Annotated in this window: 14 protein-coding genes; 3 read left to right on the forward strand and 11 right to left on the reverse strand. The window is 61.1% G+C overall.

Annotated elements, in window-relative coordinates; all coding sequences use genetic code 11:
• Nucleotides 1-332: 332 nt before the first annotated feature.
• The 6 genes from ABD806_RS05760 to ABD806_RS05785 all read right to left on the reverse strand — a co-directional run bounded on the left by ABD806_RS05760 (nt 333) and on the right by ABD806_RS05785 (nt 7,368).
• Nucleotides 333-1,280 carry a TIM barrel protein gene (locus ABD806_RS05760; RefSeq protein WP_344955621.1) on the reverse strand — a complete coding sequence of 316 codons (948 nt, stop codon included), beginning with the start codon at nt 1,278-1,280 and terminating at the stop codon, nt 333-335.
• 136 nt (nt 1,281-1,416) lie between these two features.
• The gene (locus tag ABD806_RS05765; RefSeq protein WP_344955624.1) at nt 1,417-2,166 is read right to left on the reverse strand and encodes a sulfite exporter TauE/SafE family protein; all 750 of its coding nucleotides are present in this window, start codon (nt 2,164-2,166) and stop codon (nt 1,417-1,419) included.
• A gap of 81 nt (nt 2,167-2,247) precedes the next feature.
• Complete coding sequence (locus ABD806_RS05770; RefSeq protein WP_344955627.1) at nt 2,248-3,288, reverse strand: ABC transporter permease; 1,041 nt, start codon at nt 3,286-3,288, stop codon at nt 2,248-2,250.
• A gap of 21 nt (nt 3,289-3,309) precedes the next feature.
• Nucleotides 3,310-4,794, reverse strand: a complete 1,485-nt coding sequence (locus ABD806_RS05775) for a sugar ABC transporter ATP-binding protein (RefSeq protein WP_344955629.1) — start codon at nt 4,792-4,794, stop codon at nt 3,310-3,312.
• 59 nt (nt 4,795-4,853) lie between these two features.
• A complete protein-coding gene (locus ABD806_RS05780) occupies nt 4,854-5,777 on the reverse strand; it encodes a sugar ABC transporter substrate-binding protein (RefSeq protein WP_344955632.1) in 924 nt (307 codons plus the stop codon).
• A 580-nt stretch (nt 5,778-6,357) separates the two neighbouring features.
• Nucleotides 6,358-7,368 (reverse strand): LacI family DNA-binding transcriptional regulator, encoded by a 1,011-nt coding sequence (locus ABD806_RS05785; RefSeq protein ID WP_344955634.1) that lies wholly within the window; start codon nt 7,366-7,368, stop codon nt 6,358-6,360.
• 227 nt (nt 7,369-7,595) lie between these two features.
• Between ABD806_RS05785 and iolG the strand changes: the two genes are divergently transcribed.
• The 3 genes from iolG (at nt 7,596) to ABD806_RS05800 (ending at nt 10,137) form a co-directional block, all read left to right on the forward strand.
• Nucleotides 7,596-8,609, forward strand: coding sequence for a bifunctional inositol 2-dehydrogenase/D-chiro-inositol 1-dehydrogenase (gene iolG, locus ABD806_RS05790; RefSeq protein ID WP_344955637.1), 1,014 nt, complete (start codon nt 7,596-7,598; stop codon nt 8,607-8,609).
• Between the two features lie 17 nt (nt 8,610-8,626).
• Complete coding sequence (locus tag ABD806_RS05795; RefSeq protein WP_344955640.1) at nt 8,627-9,454, forward strand: TIM barrel protein; 828 nt, start codon at nt 8,627-8,629, stop codon at nt 9,452-9,454.
• 542 nt (nt 9,455-9,996) lie between these two features.
• A complete protein-coding gene (locus ABD806_RS05800) occupies nt 9,997-10,137 on the forward strand; it encodes a hypothetical protein (protein ID WP_344955642.1) in 141 nt (46 codons plus the stop codon).
• 437 nt (nt 10,138-10,574) lie between these two features.
• On the opposite strand, the gene ABD806_RS05805 is transcribed toward ABD806_RS05800, so the two are convergent.
• The 5 genes from ABD806_RS05805 to ABD806_RS05825 all read right to left on the reverse strand — a co-directional run bounded on the left by ABD806_RS05805 (nt 10,575) and on the right by ABD806_RS05825 (nt 16,273).
• Complete coding sequence (locus ABD806_RS05805; RefSeq protein ID WP_344955644.1) at nt 10,575-11,660, reverse strand: ferritin-like domain-containing protein; 1,086 nt, start codon at nt 11,658-11,660, stop codon at nt 10,575-10,577.
• A 9-nt stretch (nt 11,661-11,669) separates the two neighbouring features.
• Entirely contained in the window at nt 11,670-13,268 is a 1,599-nt protein-coding gene (locus ABD806_RS05810) for a GMC oxidoreductase (protein WP_344955646.1), read from the reverse strand.
• 3 nt (nt 13,269-13,271) lie between these two features.
• Nucleotides 13,272-13,739, reverse strand: a complete 468-nt coding sequence (locus ABD806_RS05815) for a hypothetical protein (protein WP_344955649.1) — start codon at nt 13,737-13,739, stop codon at nt 13,272-13,274.
• Nucleotides 13,740-14,032: 293 nt separating this feature from the next.
• Nucleotides 14,033-14,986, reverse strand: coding sequence for a methionyl-tRNA formyltransferase (locus ABD806_RS05820; RefSeq protein WP_344955651.1), 954 nt, complete (start codon nt 14,984-14,986; stop codon nt 14,033-14,035).
• Between the two features lie 9 nt (nt 14,987-14,995).
• Nucleotides 14,996-16,273, reverse strand: coding sequence for an SAM-dependent methyltransferase (locus ABD806_RS05825; protein WP_344955653.1), 1,278 nt, complete (start codon nt 16,271-16,273; stop codon nt 14,996-14,998).
• Nucleotides 16,274-16,317 lie beyond the last annotated feature (44 nt).

Consider the following 16,317-nt stretch of genomic DNA (forward strand, 5'->3'; position numbering starts at 1 on the left):
TGACCAAAGACGCAATTTATTAACCTGACAACAGAGCATAAAGCCAGGCCCCGCCACCAGGGTGGCGAATTTCGGAAATACCTGTTTCACATATTGCCGGCGATAGTGCTCGGGGGCCAGCGTCCCGCGGCGGACAAAGGGTGGGGTCAGCAGGCCAGACTGACGGTCACACCCTGCTGGCCGCCTTAAACCCCTTGCCCTGCAAAAAGGTCAGAAAGGTCAGAAAGGTCAGAGTGACGGTCACATCCTGCAAATCCTTTGCCCTGCAAAAAGGCCAGAGAGTGACGGTCACACCCTGCTGGCCGCCTTAAACCCCTTGCCCTGCAAAAAGGTCAGTCAGAGTGACGGTCACATCCTGCAAATCCTTTGCCCTGCAAAAAGGTCAGGCTGGCGGTCACATCCTGCAGGCTGCCGGCGGCATTGCGCGGATCCCGCTCCTGCTCCACCGTGATATAGCCCTGATAGTCCAGCTCCCTGAGCAATGCATAGATGGCGTCGTAGTCCAGCACGCCCCGGCCGATGGGGCACATGACGCCCCGGACGCAGGCGGCAAAGAAGTCCACCGGCTCGGCCATCACCTCGGCATAGACCTGCGGATCGATATCCTTGAAGTGCAGATAGTCGATACGCCCGGCATGGCGCCGGATCCAGGTCACCGGATCCATCTTCGAGTAGTAGAGGTGGCCGGTATCCAGGCACAGGCCCGCCACCTCGGCGGGAATATCGGCAACCAGTCGTTCGATTTCGTCCTCGAATTCGATATAGCCGCCCGCGTGGGGATGGATCACCACCCGCACCCCGTAGCTGTCCCGGGCCAGGGTGCCGATGGCCTCGATGTGCGCCATGGTTTGCCGCCAGCGCTCGGGCGAGAGCCGAGGGGCGCGATCCGGATGACCGGCCACCAGGCTGCGCTCGGCATGGACATGGTCGATCAGCACCAGGTAGGGGGCAGCAAAGTGCTGGCCCGGCGCTGTGGGCAACCGGGGCAGCCTGGTGAGCAGGTCGCAGATATCATGGGTCTGCCTGAGCAGGTTGTCGAGGTTGGCCGGGTCCACCAGATCGTCGAAGATGGTGCCCGCCACCACGCTCAGGCCGAGGGCATCGAGGGCCGTGCCGACCCGGTCGATATCCAGCGGCAGATAGCCGTAGGGCCCGAGCTCTATGCCCCGGTAGCCGGCCTGGGCCGCCTCGCTCAGTACCCTTTCCCACGGCGGCAGGTGGGGGTTGTTGATGTCCTCCACGCCCCAGCAGCAGGGGGCACTGGCAATATACATGGTCATAATGGCACCTAAAACAGGGCGTTAAGCCGTTGTTGAACTGGGTTGTTAAAGTCAAAAAACAGGCAGAGCCAATACTCGATTTGTTGCGCTTGATGGCCGCTGGTGAACAACGGGGTTGCGCCATATGGCGGCCTTGTCACCACCAGACCTGCAGGCTCCGTTGCAGGAAGTGCAGTCCGGAGAGAAACAGCAGGTCGTAACACAACCGATAAATAAGCTGCTGGCTGGCGGTCTTGATCAGCCAGACGCCGATCCACACCCCGACCGGCACCAGAGGCACCAGCACCAGCGAGGTTTGCATATTGCCGGCGTTAAGCTGGCCCAACAGGGCATAGGGCACCAGCTTCATCAGGTTGATCAGGCCAAAGAGCATCGCCATGGTGCCGATCAGCAGCCGTTTTTCCAGCTGCTGGGGCAGGAGGTACATGCTGGCCGGCGCCCCGCCGGCATGAACGGTCGTGCTGAACAGGCCGGCAAACATGCCCCACAGGGTGCCCTGCCCCAGTCCCCCGGCCCTGGCCGGCACCGGCGGAGTAAACCAGTGGTGCAGGCAGAACAGCACGGAAGCCAGACCCACAAAACCGGTCAGCAGCCAGTCCGGTGCCCGGGCCATCAGCTGCCATGCCAGTACTACCCCCACCAGGGCGCCGGGAATGATCTGGCGGATCTGGCGCCAGCATATGTGACGACGGTGCGAGGCCACCGCAAACACGTCCATCAGGCACAGCAGCGGCAGCAACACGGCGGCGGCGGTGGTGGGATGCGTGGTCAGGCTGAGCAGGGGCACCGCCACCACCCCCAGGGCACCGCCCAGCCCTCCCTTGCCGATGCCGTAGATCAGCACGGCGGGAATGGCAGCCAGATAAAAGTAAGGGTCGGTAATCACCTGGCCTCCTTCGCATACAAAACAGGCAGGAGCCTGGGGCCACCTGCCTGAATTAAGGGCAAATCACAACCGGTTACGGGATCAGCGTTTGGCCCGGTTACGGCGCATGTCGATCACCACGGCCCCGACGATGATGCCGCCCTTGATGATGTCCTGCATGTAGGTATCCACCCCGATAAAGGTGAAGCCGCTCTTCATCAGGCCGAGGATGATGGCACCGATCACACAGCCGGTGATACGCCCCACCCCGCCCATCAGGCTGGTGCCGCCGATAACCGCCGCGGCGATGGCGTCCAGCTCGTAGGCCATACCCATGCTGGACTGGCCGCTGCTTACCCGCGCCGCCATCACGATGCCCGCCAGGCCGGACAGGGCCCCGGCGATGGAGTACACAATGACCAGGTACTTGTCGACATTGATGCCGGAGACCCGGGCCGAGGTCATGTTGCCGCCGATGGCGTATACATACTTGCCGTAGCGGGTGTGCTTGAGCGCGATATGGAAGATCACCGCCACCACCAGGAAGATCACCACCGGCATGGAGCCGCTACCGATGGCGGTAAAGCCGTCGGACAGGAAGCTGATGGGGTTACCCTGGGTGTAATACTGGGCCAGACCACGGGCGGAGACCATCATGCCCAGGGTGGCGATAAAGGGCGGGATCCCGGTTTTGGTGATCAGATAGCCGTTGATCACACCACATAACAACCCCACCCCGATACCCGCCAGTATCGGCACTATGGCCGGCAGATCGACCAGGGCCGGATACATGGGCGAAATGCTGTCGGCAGTCTGTGCCAGACTGGCCGCCACCACCGCTGTTAGCGCCACCAGCGAGCCGGAGGACAAGTCGATGCCGGTGGTGATAATGACCTGGGTCACCCCGACCGCGATAATGCCGATAATCGCCACCTGCAGCACAATCAGCACCAGCCGGCCCGGGTTCATCAGGAAAGTCTGGCCACGGAATACCCAGCCCAGCACTTCAAACACCAGGGCGATGCCGATCATCACCAGGAAGATGCCCATGTCCTTGGGCATTTTTTTCTTGAGATTGTCCCAGATGCCTTCCTGATTGGCTGCAGGCGCCACCACGTCTTTATTCATCTTTATGTTTTCCATAGTCCAAGTCCTTTTAACCGATTATTCCGACGCCAGCTCGAGGATTTTTTCCTGAGTGGCGTCCGCCTTGTCCAGAATGCCGGTGATGTGCCCTTCGTGCATGACCATCACCCGATCACTCATGCCCAGGATTTCCGGCAATTCGGAAGACACCATGATGATGGCCACGCCACGATTGGCGAGCTCGCTGATCAATTTGTAGATTTCGGCCTTGGCCCCCACATCGATACCCCGGGTTGGCTCATCTAGGATCAGGATCTTGGGCTGAGCCAGCAGCCAGCGGGCAATCAGTACCTTCTGCTGGTTGCCGCCGCTCAGGTTGTTGATAATCTGATCCATGGTCGGGGTCTTGATATTGAGCTTCCGGATCTGCTCCAGGCAGTCCTTCGCCATATCCGAATGTTTGACGAACCCCCTGTTGTCGATGTACTTGGGCATCTTGACGATGCTCATGTTCTCCAGTACCGACAACACCAGGAACAGGCCGGATTTCTTGCGGTCTTCGGTGAGGAAGGCCAGCCCCAGATCGATGGCCTGGGCGGGCGAGCCGATGGTGACCTGCTGGCCTTCGAGCACTATGCTTCCGCTGTCCGCCGGGTGCACACCAAACAGGCTTTCCATTACCTCGCTGCGCCCGGCGCCGACCAGGCCGGCCACCCCCAGGATCTCGCCGCGCTTGAGAGAGAAGCTGACATCATGGAACTTGCCGACACGGCTGAGGTTGTCGATGCGCAGCACTTCTTCACCGATGTTGTCATTGAACTTGGGGAACATCTGGGTCAGCTCACGGCCCACCATCCTGGTGATCAGGGTCTGGCGATCGAAGTGTTCGGTCTTGTCCGAGCCGACATAGGTGCCGTCCCGGAAGATGCTGATCTCGTCGGTGATTTCGAAGATTTCGTCCATCTTGTGGCTGATGTAGACGATGGACTTACCCTGCTCCTTGAGATCGTTAATGATACGGAACAGGTGAAACACCTCGCCCTCGGTCAGTGCCGAGGTCGGCTCGTCCATGATCACCACGTCCGCATCGTAGGACACCGCCTTGGCGATCTCGATCATCTGCTGGGTACCGATACTGAGCTCACCCACCATCTCATCGGGCTTTACCTTGATATTGAGTTGCCTGAGCAGCTGGTCGGTTTTCCGGTAAAGGATATCGTGATCGACAAAGAGACCTTTCATCGGCTCGCGACCCAGCCAGATATTTTCCGCCACCGTCATGTAGGGCACCAGATTCAGTTCCTGGTGGATCATGGAAATACCGGAGTGCAGCGCATCCATGGTATCGCAGAAGCTCATTTCCTTGCCTTTGACCTTGATGGTGCCGGTATCCGGGGTATAGATACCGATCAGGCACTTCATCAGGGTGGACTTGCCGGCGCCGTTTTCGCCCATCAGCGCATGCACACTGCCCGGCCGTATCTTCAGGGTTACGTTGTCCAGTGCCTTGACACCGGGGAAGCCTTTGCTGATGCCTTCGGCTTCGAGCACATATGGGTACATCTGATTTCCTCCAAGACGTCTCACTGGACCCCGCCGGGTGGCGGGGCCCGTGCCAAACCTTAGTTACGCCCAACGTACAGCTTGTAGTTATCCGCAGTAACGAGCTCGTAGGGGATCATGATGTCCTGCTCCACAGCCTCACCCATGGCCATCTTGTAGGCGGTCTCGACGGCCGCCGCCCCCTGGCCCCTGGCGTCCTGGAACACGGTCACATCCAGCATGCCTCGGTCAACAAAGGCCAGGGCGTCGGGGGTGGCGTCCACCCCGCCGATAATCACCTCTTTCAGCCGGTTCTTGCCCAGGGCCATGATGGCACCGATGGCCATCTCATCATTGTTGGCGGCAATGGCGTCGATTTCGTAGCCGGACAGCAGCCAGTTATTGGTCACATCGATGCCTTCCTTACGGGCAAACTTGCCGGTTTCCTTGGCGATGATGTGGATGTCTGGATACCGGGCGGCCACTTCCTCCACCCCACTGGTGCGGTCGCGGGTCGCCTCGTTGGACAGCTCGCCCATCAGGATGGCCACATTGCCCTTGCCACCCAACTTCTCGGCGATATATTCCATCTGCAATTTGCCGGCGACCTTGGAGTCCGAACCCACGAAGGCCATTCCATCGGGCAGTTCGACTTCGGGACGACGATTGACGAACACCAGCGGGATACCGGCTTCACGAGCCCGCTTGATGATGGGTGCCACCGCCTGGGTATCCACCGGGTTGAGGATAATGACGTCCAGTTTCTGGTTAACGAAACTTTCCACCTGCTGTAACTGCTGGCCCACGTCCGACTTGGCATCTTCAAACTGGGCGTCAACGCCTTCCAGCCCGGCCGCCTTCTCCTGCATGGCCTGACGGACCAGGGCCAGGAAGTTGTCATCAAACTGAGCCATGGACACCCCAATTTTGATGTCGTCGGCAAGGGCACCGAAAGGCAGGGCGGAGGCCAGGGCGGAGGCAACAATCAGCTTTTTGAATTTCATGGTCTTACTCCTTGTGAGAAACCGGATATGTTTCGTTCCTTGCTCGGGCCATCCAACCACTTGACCGCCCGATAAAATAGTTACCCGTGATATTGAACTGTTAATTGAATGTTTATTTCGAAATCAATAATGTTGGAACTTGTAACTTTATGCAAGACAACAGTACTCCTGGACATTGTGAAAATAACAATTCTTTGACATGGATCGTGTTATAACGCTGTTAACCCCCATAAACCAGGCAACACAAACAAATAAAATACATTTAAATCAAATACTTAAAAATAAATCAGAAAGCAGGGAAAATATTGCCGGCCCAGCTCACCGAACATGGGAGAGCCGGCCAAAGGTGAAAAAAAAAATGAAACGCGGATTTCAAATAAAAAAGGGCATGGAGCCTAATATGACGCTGACCACAGCCATAACTCATGATTAGAAAACAAATAAACACCTTTAAATCATAAGTTTAAGAATTAAATATAAACGGAGGGAACACAGCATGCCCTGCACCCGGACATGAAATAGCAGGAACAAGGGTGAAAAAAAAAATGAAATACGGTTTTCAACAAGTCGCGGTCAGCACCTAACTCCCCAGGTTCTCCCGGGTGATCAGGGAAAAATCAATGCGCTCCCCGGCACCGGGTGCACTGCCCTGCTCAAGATAACCGAGCAACAGCTCCAGAGCGCGAAAGGCATGCAGCCTGGGGTTCTGATCCAGGGCCAGGTGCATCAGCCCCCGGCGTAACAGGGTCTCGGTAGTAGCGTGTCGTTCATGGCCGATCAACACACAGCGACCGCCCAGACCCTGTCGTTCCAGCAATCGGGCGATGATAGCGTTGCCGGGACCCGTGTTGTACACAGCCACCACCCGGCCCTGATTGAGCCGCTCCCGTACCAGCGACTCGATAAGGCCGTTCTGCTCCCTGCCCTCCAGTACCAGCGGCGCCAGCCGGAAACCGGACTCGGCCAGCCGCTCCCGGCAGCCCCGGACCCGTTCTCTGTGCACCAGTACTTCCTGCGGGCCGCATACCAGCAGCACCTCTCCCGGCTGATGGCACCACTGATCCAGCAACCAACCCGCGGTGCGGCCGGCGGCATACTGATCGATCCCCACATGACAAAGCGGTCGGGTGCCGGGCAGCTCGGTCACCAGGGTGATCACAGGTACTCCCCTGGCCATGGCGGCATTGACCGCAGCCACCACCTCGGGGTGATCCGAACCAAACAGGATGATGCCATCCCGCCTGGCGGCGGCCTGGGTCAGTTTTTTCGCCAGGCGGGCCGGATCCGCTTCATTGACAAGGGTGCGATGTAGCACCAGGCGCCGCTTGCCCAGGCTGTCGGCGGCCTGCATGAAACTCAGACTCAATTGCTTGAAGAAATAGGTATCGCTGTCACTCAGAAACACCTCCACATGGCGCAGCCGGTGCCACTCGTCGGGCAACACCCGTTTCATGCCCAGCTCCCGCGCTACCCGGATCACCCGCTCGGCGGTGGCCGGTGCCACATTGCCTCTTTCGTTCAGCACCCGATCCACCGTGGCCTCCCCTACACCGGCCAGCCGGGCCACCTCCGCCAGGGTGATCTTCTTCATGGTTTTCCCCTTCCACTGTCCTGAATCCCGCCAGTATAGCCGGAATGATGGTTTTCCATCATCACAGTCTTGGTGTTTGCTCCCCACACCTGCTTATAGTGCGAGGCATGAAATACAGGTCCCCACGATCCGGACATGATGAAACATGCAGGCCGGTTCAAGACGGATACCGGTGAGCGTCGGCACCCTGCTCCGACGATAACTTGATGTTTTATATGGAGGAAACCATGACAATCAGAATCGGTGTTATCGGCACGGGCGCCATCGGCGAAGACCATGCCCGGCGTATTACCCATGTGCTTTCCGGCGGGCACATCGTGGCCGTGACCGACGTCAACCGGTCACAGGCCGAGGCGGTAGTCGCGCGCCTGGGGCTGGACGCCAGGGTGTACGACGACGGCCATGAGCTGATAAAGGCCGCGGATGTGGATGCCCTGCTGGTCACCTCCTGGGGCCCCACCCATGAAGAATTTGTACTGGCCGCCATCAAGGCCGGCAAATATGTGTTCTGTGAAAAGCCGCTGGCCACCACGGCCCAGGGCTGCCTGAACATCGTCAACGCCGAAGTCGCCGCCGGCCAGCGCCTGGTGCAGATCGGTTTCATGCGCCCCTACGACAGGGGCTACCAGCTGCTGAAGCAGGCCATAGACGACAATCAGATCGGTGAGCCACTGATGGTGCATTGTGCCCATCGCAACCCGACGGTGCCCGAGAGCTATATCACCAGCATGGCCATCGTCGACACCGCCATCCACGAGCTGGACGTGCTGCGCTGGCTGCTGAACGACGACTACAAAACCGTGCAGGTGGTTTATCCCAGGCGTACCCGCAACCGCTTCGAACACCTGGCCGATCCGCAGGTCGTGCTGATTGAAACTCACAAGGGGGTGCGCATCGATCTGGAGATCTTCGTCAACTGCCAGTACGGCTATGACATCCAGTGCTCTGTGGTGGGTGAAACCGGCATCATTAATCTGCCCGAGCCGCAAAGCCTGCTGGTGCGCAGTGATGCCAGGCTGTCCACCGCCATCCTCACCGACTGGAAACAGCGCTTTATCGACGCCTACGACATCGAGCTGCAGAACTTTATCAATGGCATTGCCCAGGGTCGCATCGAAGGTCCTACCGCCTGGGACGGCTATGCCGCCGCCGTGGCCGCCGATGCCTGCGTCAAGGCCCAGGAAAGCGGCCAGATCGAGGCGGTGGTCATGGCCGAGCGCCCTGCTTTCTATAACCAGTGATCCGGAGCGAAATCAAAATGCCTCAAATGAACCTGACCTTTGCACTGAACCATATGACGGCGCCCGGGCTCAGCGCCTTCGAGCTGCTTGATGCCGCCAAGGCCCTGGGCCTGAAGGCCGTCGAGCTGCGCAACGATGTCGCCGACAACAGCGTCAGCGAGCTGGACAACGCCCGCGCCATCGGCACCAAAGCCACCGCGCTGGGTATGGAGACCCTGAGCATCAACGCCCTCTATCCGTTCAATATCTGGAACGAGGAGCGTGCCGCCCAGGCCGAAAGGCTGGCCGAACTGGCCGCCGCCTGCGGCGCCACCGGCCTGGTGCTGTGCCCGCTCAACGACGGCAGCGACCTGGGCCCGGAAGAACAGAAGCAGGCCGGCCTGGAGCAGGCGCTGCAGGGGCTCAGGCCGATACTGGAGAAACACGGCCTCAAGGGCTTCGTCGAGCCGCTGGGCTTCCCTATCTCCTCCCTGCGGCTGAAGAAGGATGCGGTGGCCGCCATCAAGGCGGTGGGCGGTGAAGACTGCTTCGCCCTGGTGCATGACACCTTCCATCATATGGTGGCCGGTGAGACTGAATTCTTCCCCGAGTTCACTGGTCTGGTGCACATCTCCGGAGTGGAAGACACCGCCATCGGCTATGAGCAGATGCTGGACGCCCACCGGGTGCTGGTCGGCCCGCAGGATCGGCTGAACAATATCGGTCAAATCAGGACCCTGCTGTCGTCCGGTTATCGGGGCTACCTGTCGTTCGAACCGTTCGCCCGGGAAATCTGCGAGCTAGAACAGCCCCTGCCCGTCGTTCAGGCCAGCATGCAGTGCATTGTCGAGGGTGTAAACGGCTAGGCCTGTTCTCCGGCGACCCTGGTCGCCGGAGTCGTCTGCCGCCAACGGCTTTCCCCTTTGAACCTGTTTACGATCTTTGCAAGACTGCCTGGCGCATCCAGCGAAGAGGCGGCAGGGCCACCTCCTCCGACACACTTCAAGCACATCCCTGTGACGGTCGGTGGAGGCAATCCCTGTCGCCTCCTTCAATCCCCGGCGCTGTCTGAAAAAAACACCGGCAGTCGGATGCGCGGCGGAGCAGTGCGCTTTGCCCGAGTACTAAAGAGCTCAAACAGCTTCTTATATCGGCCAAAGGCTGACCGTGGTGTTTTCATTCCGTCTTGAGGTGGGATTGCCTCAGCACCAGGGCACCAGATAGCGCGAGGGCGCCTCGTCCGCCGTCAGCCGCCGGATGGCCTCGGTGATCAGAATCTGCAATGGCTGCCGGCTTCTCCCCTAACCCGTAATGCTTCCAGCGCCCCCATCGCCAGGATGTCGTTTTCGCAAAACAATGCCTCGACTCTTTTATCCCGGGGAGTCACCTCCAGATACTGGTTCAGGCTTTGATAACCGAAATCGCGTTGGTAGTGCGCATGATGGGCTACAACGACTGGGTCAGCCTGGAGATGGAAGACTTCACCATGTCCACCGAAGCGGGCATCCAGTCCTCCATCAACGCGCTAAAACAAACCATCAGCAGGTAATACCCGACTGCACCGTCAGTCATCCGGCAGCCAATGGTTTTCATCAGTGGTTGCCTGTTTCAAAGCCGGACCATATTGAAGTGGCCGGCTTTTTTATTACTGGCATTCGTATGAATGCCATATGTCACATCATTTGGTCGCCAGGGCGTGCTCCGAAGCATATCGCGAAGCCTTTGCGGGCTAGAGTCAGGCCGATGACCCACCCCATGTTGCCCGAGCCTACTATACCTATCCTCATCACCCCTCCCCAGGCCCGGTAAACCGGCGATGTCCAGCCGACCGGCCAGCACTTCGCCAGGCTAACGCCTGATATCGACGACCATCATCAGGCCCTAGGTTTCCAACTCCGGGGTAGATTGAGGGCAAAGATTCAAGGACCCCATCACCCTTAGTCCCCGCCTGAGGCGGGGACTAAGGGTCAGCACCAAGCGGTGCCGTCAGCCGGCACCCTTGCTGGCGTAGGGGGGCGGCACCCACTCGAAGGAGGGGCCACCATGGCGGCCCTCCGGGTCCTCGGCGATGGGGGTCGTCATCATCTGCCGCGCCACCGGCGTCAGGCTGTGCATGCCGTTGACAATGGCGGTGTAGAGCACCTCGGGGTTGCCGTTGAAAGCCTGGGCTATCTGGTCGAGCATCAGGGAGTAGGCCGCATTGAATTGATGGTTCCAGCGCGCCATCTGTTCATCACCACCGTAATCGGCCGCCTTGGGGTTGCGGATGATGGGATAGACTGCGGCGAAGTCCACCTCGAACTGCGTCCCCGTGGGCGGCTCCTTGGGATGGTCGTCCGGCCGGTAATGACGGCCGAAGGCGATTTCCCTGAAGCGGAAGAAGTGGGCCACTTCCAGAGGCTGGTCGAAGTAATGGCGATCGCCATCCATCAGGCCGCCGCCTGCCCCCTCCCCCTGCTCGATGATCAGCTGCAGCGCTTCCCTGGCGCTGGCCAGGGTCGTGATCACCACGGGCTTGCCCCCGCCGGCCCAGTAGTAGTTCTCGTCGATCTGGTGGGCGGGATCGCCACAGAACACCTCGGACTCGGGGTACTGGGCACACATCTGCGCCAGCTGCTGCTCGATCATCTGGTAGAAGGCGCCTATGGTGATGCCGGGCACCTCGATTTCGGCGAACGCCTTATAGCTCGGCTCCCGATCCATCCAGTCGGTGGGCATCTCTATCTGCATGAAGGTGTCCAGGCCAGCCTCACTGAAGGGCGCCAAATCCACCTCGAACTGCCGATCGCGAAAGCGCTGGCCCTCGAACTCCATCGACAGCGGATAGGCGGGGAGGTTTCCCTCGCCCAGGGCCACCCGCCCGCCCAGGCTGGCAGTCAGGTTGCCCACCAGGGTCATGTGCAGCATTTCCTCCATCATCACAGTGCGGATAAGGTTGGCCGCCACCCGGTTGGCCTCGGGCCGGATGCTGAGCAGGGCGGTCAGGTAGGGGGGTATGGTCGACAGCTCCAGCTCCATGGCGGTCTGCAACAGGGGGAAGAGGGCGTTTTTTTGCTCTTGTAGGCTCTGCATGACGACTCCTTAGGCAACCGGGTGGCTGATGAGGTGATCGCCCAGCCGCAGCGACAGGGCGGTAAGGGTCAGGGTCGGGTTGACCGCCCCCAGAGACGAGAAGGCCGCGTTGGAGCAGACATAGAGGTTGTCGACACCGTGGACCTTCATGTGCCGGTCGGTCACCCCTTGGCTGGGGTCATCACTCATGCGGCAGGTACAGGCGGCGTGATCGGCCCGCCAGGAGATGCTGACCTTGGGCAGCAGCTCCACGCCCATGCCCTCGAAGATCCCCTGCACGTGCTGCTTGATCTCCTCCATGCGCCGATCGAAACCGGCGGCCTTGGAGTAGTCGACTATGGTTTCCTTCAGGCCAATCTGGTTGATCTGGTCCAGGTTCATCACCCGGTTGGGGAGTTCGCTGAACACCTCCACCATGCCGTGCAGCTGCACCTGATTCTGGCCCAGCACCGCCTGGTCGATGTCCTCCCGCACCATGCCGGCCTGCATGGCGCCCTCCAGGTTCACCCCTGGCGAGCTGGGCGGATTGATCAGGATGAACTTGCCCTTCTGCTGCTGCTCCGGGCTGTCGAAATGGCGCGAGCACAGGGTGGGAAAATTCATTTCCGGCTGCAGTTTCAGGGGGTTCCCCTTCTGTACGCCGTTGAACATGAAATAGGGGTGGGTGATGAGGTTACGCCCCACCAGATCGTGATCGTTGCCGATGCCGTTGGGCCAATGGTCCGAGGTAGAGCGCAACAGCAGCTTGGGCGACTCAATGGCGCCGGCGGCGATGATGATGCGATCCGCCTCCACCCTCAGGGTTTCGCCCCTGGCCTTGTCGTAATACACAACGCCCTTGGCCACCGACTTGCCGTCCAGGACGATCTCCTGCACCACACAGCCGACCCTGACCTCGAAGTTCGGGTAGGCGCACCACTGGAACATGTCGTTGAGGAAGTTGGTAGCCGCATAACGGGCGCCGAAGGGACAGTACTTGCAGGTGCCCGTGGTCTTGCAGGGGGCATGCCGCGAGGTGGTGTCGGTGATGCCGTGCCGGGCAATGGGCAGATGGGAGTACTGGATGCCGAGGGAGGACATCGACCGTGCCACGGGTTGATCCTCCAGGGTGTAGGGGAAGGCCGGGAAGGGATAGTCCTCGCTGCGCGGCACCGTCGGATCATGGGAATCGCCCGACACCCCGATGTAGGCCTCGGCCTGGCCGTAATAAGGCTCCAGCTCGTCGTAGTCGAACGGCCAGTCGATGCCCTGGCCGGTGTTGGTCTTGAGGGCGAAATCCTCCGGCTTGAGGCGGAACGACCAGCCGCCCCAGTGGATGGTAGAGCCACCGTAGGTCATCACCCGGGAGCCCGTCAGGGGCACTTCGGTCGCCCCTATGCTCAGGTTCTGCCCTGGCTCGTCCCGCTCGGGGTACGGCAGGTCCTTGTACTTGTCGTAGGGCAGCTTACCGGTGATCAGGTAATCCTCCCACAGGGCCGCATCCTGCATCTTCACCTTGGCCCCGGCTTCCAGGATCAGGATGGCGGCGTCGGGATTGGCACCCAGCAGGCGCTGGGACAGGGCGGCAGCGGCCACACCGGAGCCGATGATCAGGGTCTCGACTTTCATCCGTCATTCCTCCGCCGTGCGATAGGGGGCCGGTTGGCCGGGAATATTGGCGCCGCCGATAAAACCGGGGTAGTTGTCGGCGCCGAAGACTCGGAAGCCGCCTTGGGCCAGCTGGAAGGTCACGAACTCGTTGGATACCTTCTGCCGGGTCACCGCCAGGGGAGTTTCGGCGGGGGGCTGATTCGCCTGGGCATCGGTAAACAGCAGCCGGTAGGCCTGCTCCTGGCCCTGCTCGGCGATCAACTGGTCGAGGGTCTGCCGGGCCAGCTGATAGTACTGGTGGTAGATGGGCCGCAGGTTGATGCGGTTTTGCATGAAGGCATACAGCCGCGAACGGTAGGCCTCGGCGTCGTCCAGGTTGCGCCAGAAGATCCCTATCTGCCTGAACAGCTCGAACATGGCCTCGAAGGTCTCCCCGTCGAGGGAGTCCAAGGATTGCGTCAGCGGATGCCGGACTTGCTGTTGGTACATATCACCGTCCTTAGTTGTTTGACTGGCCAGGATCTACCGCGATCCCTGAGGCCCGGATGTTGTGCCCGGGCCAAGGCCGCCGATCCCCTGCTCCACCTTCTCCCGCCGCCATGGTGTGAGGTGCGGCGGCGCAAAGGCGTGATTCAGCCTAGTTAAAGATTCAAACGAAAACCAACCGACTGAGTGGCTTTCGCGCTGGGGTGTGCGCTCGCCCGCACTTCCTGCCCGGGCCGGACCAGGTCCGGACGGGAGCGACAGGTGAATCGCATTGACGCCGCCGGCCTGTCCGCCTGCTAGCTGTCAAAACACATGGCCACACTCAAGCCTGCTTGCATGGCGAAGCGGTAGCCGTCGAAGACGCCGTCGTTGTTCATCAGGATATCCAGGCGTAGCACGCCGTCCCGGGTCGCCACCTTGAGGCCGCTTGCCTGGTCGATGCTCAGTATGGTGCCCGGTTTGATGCCGTAGTTGTCCTCCCGCAGGGCCGTGGCCTGCAGCAGCTGGACCTGGTTGGCTGCCATCCGGAGCAGGCTGCCATACTGGGGGTTTCCCGCCCGTACCATGTCGGCGATCTCGGTCGCCTCCTGCCGGCGCCAGTCCACCCGCAGCTGGGCCGGCGTCGGCAGCGGCGCCAGGCTGGCATCCTCCCCGGCCTGGGGCCGAAGCGGTGGCTGCCCCCCAGTTGCCACCAGCTGCTCGACCACCCGCTCGGCCAGTTGCGGCAGCCAGGCCGCCATCCGCCCGAGCAGGGCATTCAAGGTGTCGTAGGGCCCTATCTCGAAGGGCTCCTGGAGCAGCACCGGGCCTGTGTCCATCCCTTCCTCGACCCGCATCACGCTGTATTGGGAATGGCGATGGCCCTCCCTGATCAGCCAGTATAGGGGCTGGGCGCCGCGGTAAGCCGGCAGGTGGGAGGGGTGGATGTTGTAACAGCCCCAGGCCGGCGCCGCGCGCAGCGCCTCGGGCAGACGATGGCGAAAGGCGCAGATCAGGCCCAGATCCGCCCCCAGATCCCGCACCGCGGCCACACAGCCGTCCGGCTGGTCCGGTAACAGGGGCAGGCGGGCGATACCGGCCTGCTGCAATTGTTGCTCGAACAGGGCAAACTCGCCGTCCGGACGCGGCGTCAGCACCACGGCGGCCAGCCGGCCCTGATCATGCAGGTGCAGGATGGCGGGCAAGGCCAGCAGGCTGGAAGAGAAGAACACGACCTTGACGGCCTCGTCCTGGCGGACGTCGGAATTCATCTTGGTCTCCTAGGCCCAGGTGGGCATGAAGCCGGGCTGGCCGGTCAGCTTGTAATAGAACTGGATGTGATCGCCGCTCTTCAGCAGCAGGTCGTCGGGCTCGGCGGCGCGAGGCCGGAAGTCGATACACACCGCAGTGTCGGGCAGCGGATGGCTGATGCCCGAATCGTACTCGCGGACCCCTTCCTGGCCGAAGGTGGTCGCCTCCACGCAATAGAGCATCAGCTTGTGCGACAGGTCCGGCTGATCCTTGGGCAGCTGGACCCGGCCGCATTCGAGTACCGAAGCCCCCTGCCCCAGCTGGATTTCCTTGAGCTGCCGCAGCGAGTCCAGGGTCAGATCCAGTATGGCGCCCAGCTCCACCCGGGTAGCGGCGGCCTCCGGCTTGACCTTGCTGGAGTGGGTGTAGCCGGCGTCCTGCCACTGGTCCACGAACTCGGCTTGGCCCTCGTTGAGGAAGGCCCGCACCCTGATCCGCTCGGGGATCATCAGGGCATCCGCTGCCAGGAAGCGGCTGAGGTGCCGCGCCATGCTGAGGTGCCCCTCGCGGCTGAACCCCCGTTGCATGGCTTCCAGCACCAGCAGATCCACGGGTTGGGCCGGCCGGTAGTCCATGACGTCCATGCACAGGACGTCTTCGATATAGTCTTCGATGTCCAGGTCCCGGATCAGGTTGTGCAGCACCTGCACTGCCCCTTCCTGGATGTCGATCAGGGTGATCCGCAAGGGACGCAGCCCGGCCTGGGGCTGGGCCTTGTAATGGCGGATCAGCGGCAGCAGCAGGGGCGCGAAGGGACCGCAGGCCGGATACAACACGTGCAGCGGCTGCGCCGATCCCTGTGTGCTTTGTGCCCGGATGGCCTGGTCGATGCCGCGGATAAAGGCCCGGACCCGATAGATGTCCTTGCAGGTATGCACGGCGTCCTTGACCGCCATGACGCAGCCGGTGCGGGTGAAGAACTGGCGGGTATCCTGCGCCTCGCCGAGCTCGCTCTGGCGATAGACCCTGAACAGCTGGCTGGCAGTCTCGGCGAAGAGGTCCACCAGCTGTTGATGATCCGCCTGGCCGTCCTGCAGCAGGGTCGAGGCCAGGGTCTCCATCTGCTCCCTGAGCTGCTCCTGCTGTTCATCCAATGGCACCGCTTGCAGCAGGTTTTCCAGCTGGCGCCGCAGCGACTGGGTGAAGAGTCTCTCCAGTTGCGGATCGACGAAGGCGGTCTCCGCCTTGAGCGGCCGGGTCGAAGGGGCGGCGTCGCCGGCCCGGTGCTGTGCCTGTTCCAATCTCATGGCCTTTCCTTTTCCGTCTCGAATGGGGGTTCCGTTCTTCTTGT

This window comes from Zobellella aerophila (assembly GCF_039539325.1).
GTDB lineage: Bacteria > Pseudomonadota > Gammaproteobacteria > Enterobacterales > Aeromonadaceae > Oceanimonas > Oceanimonas aerophila.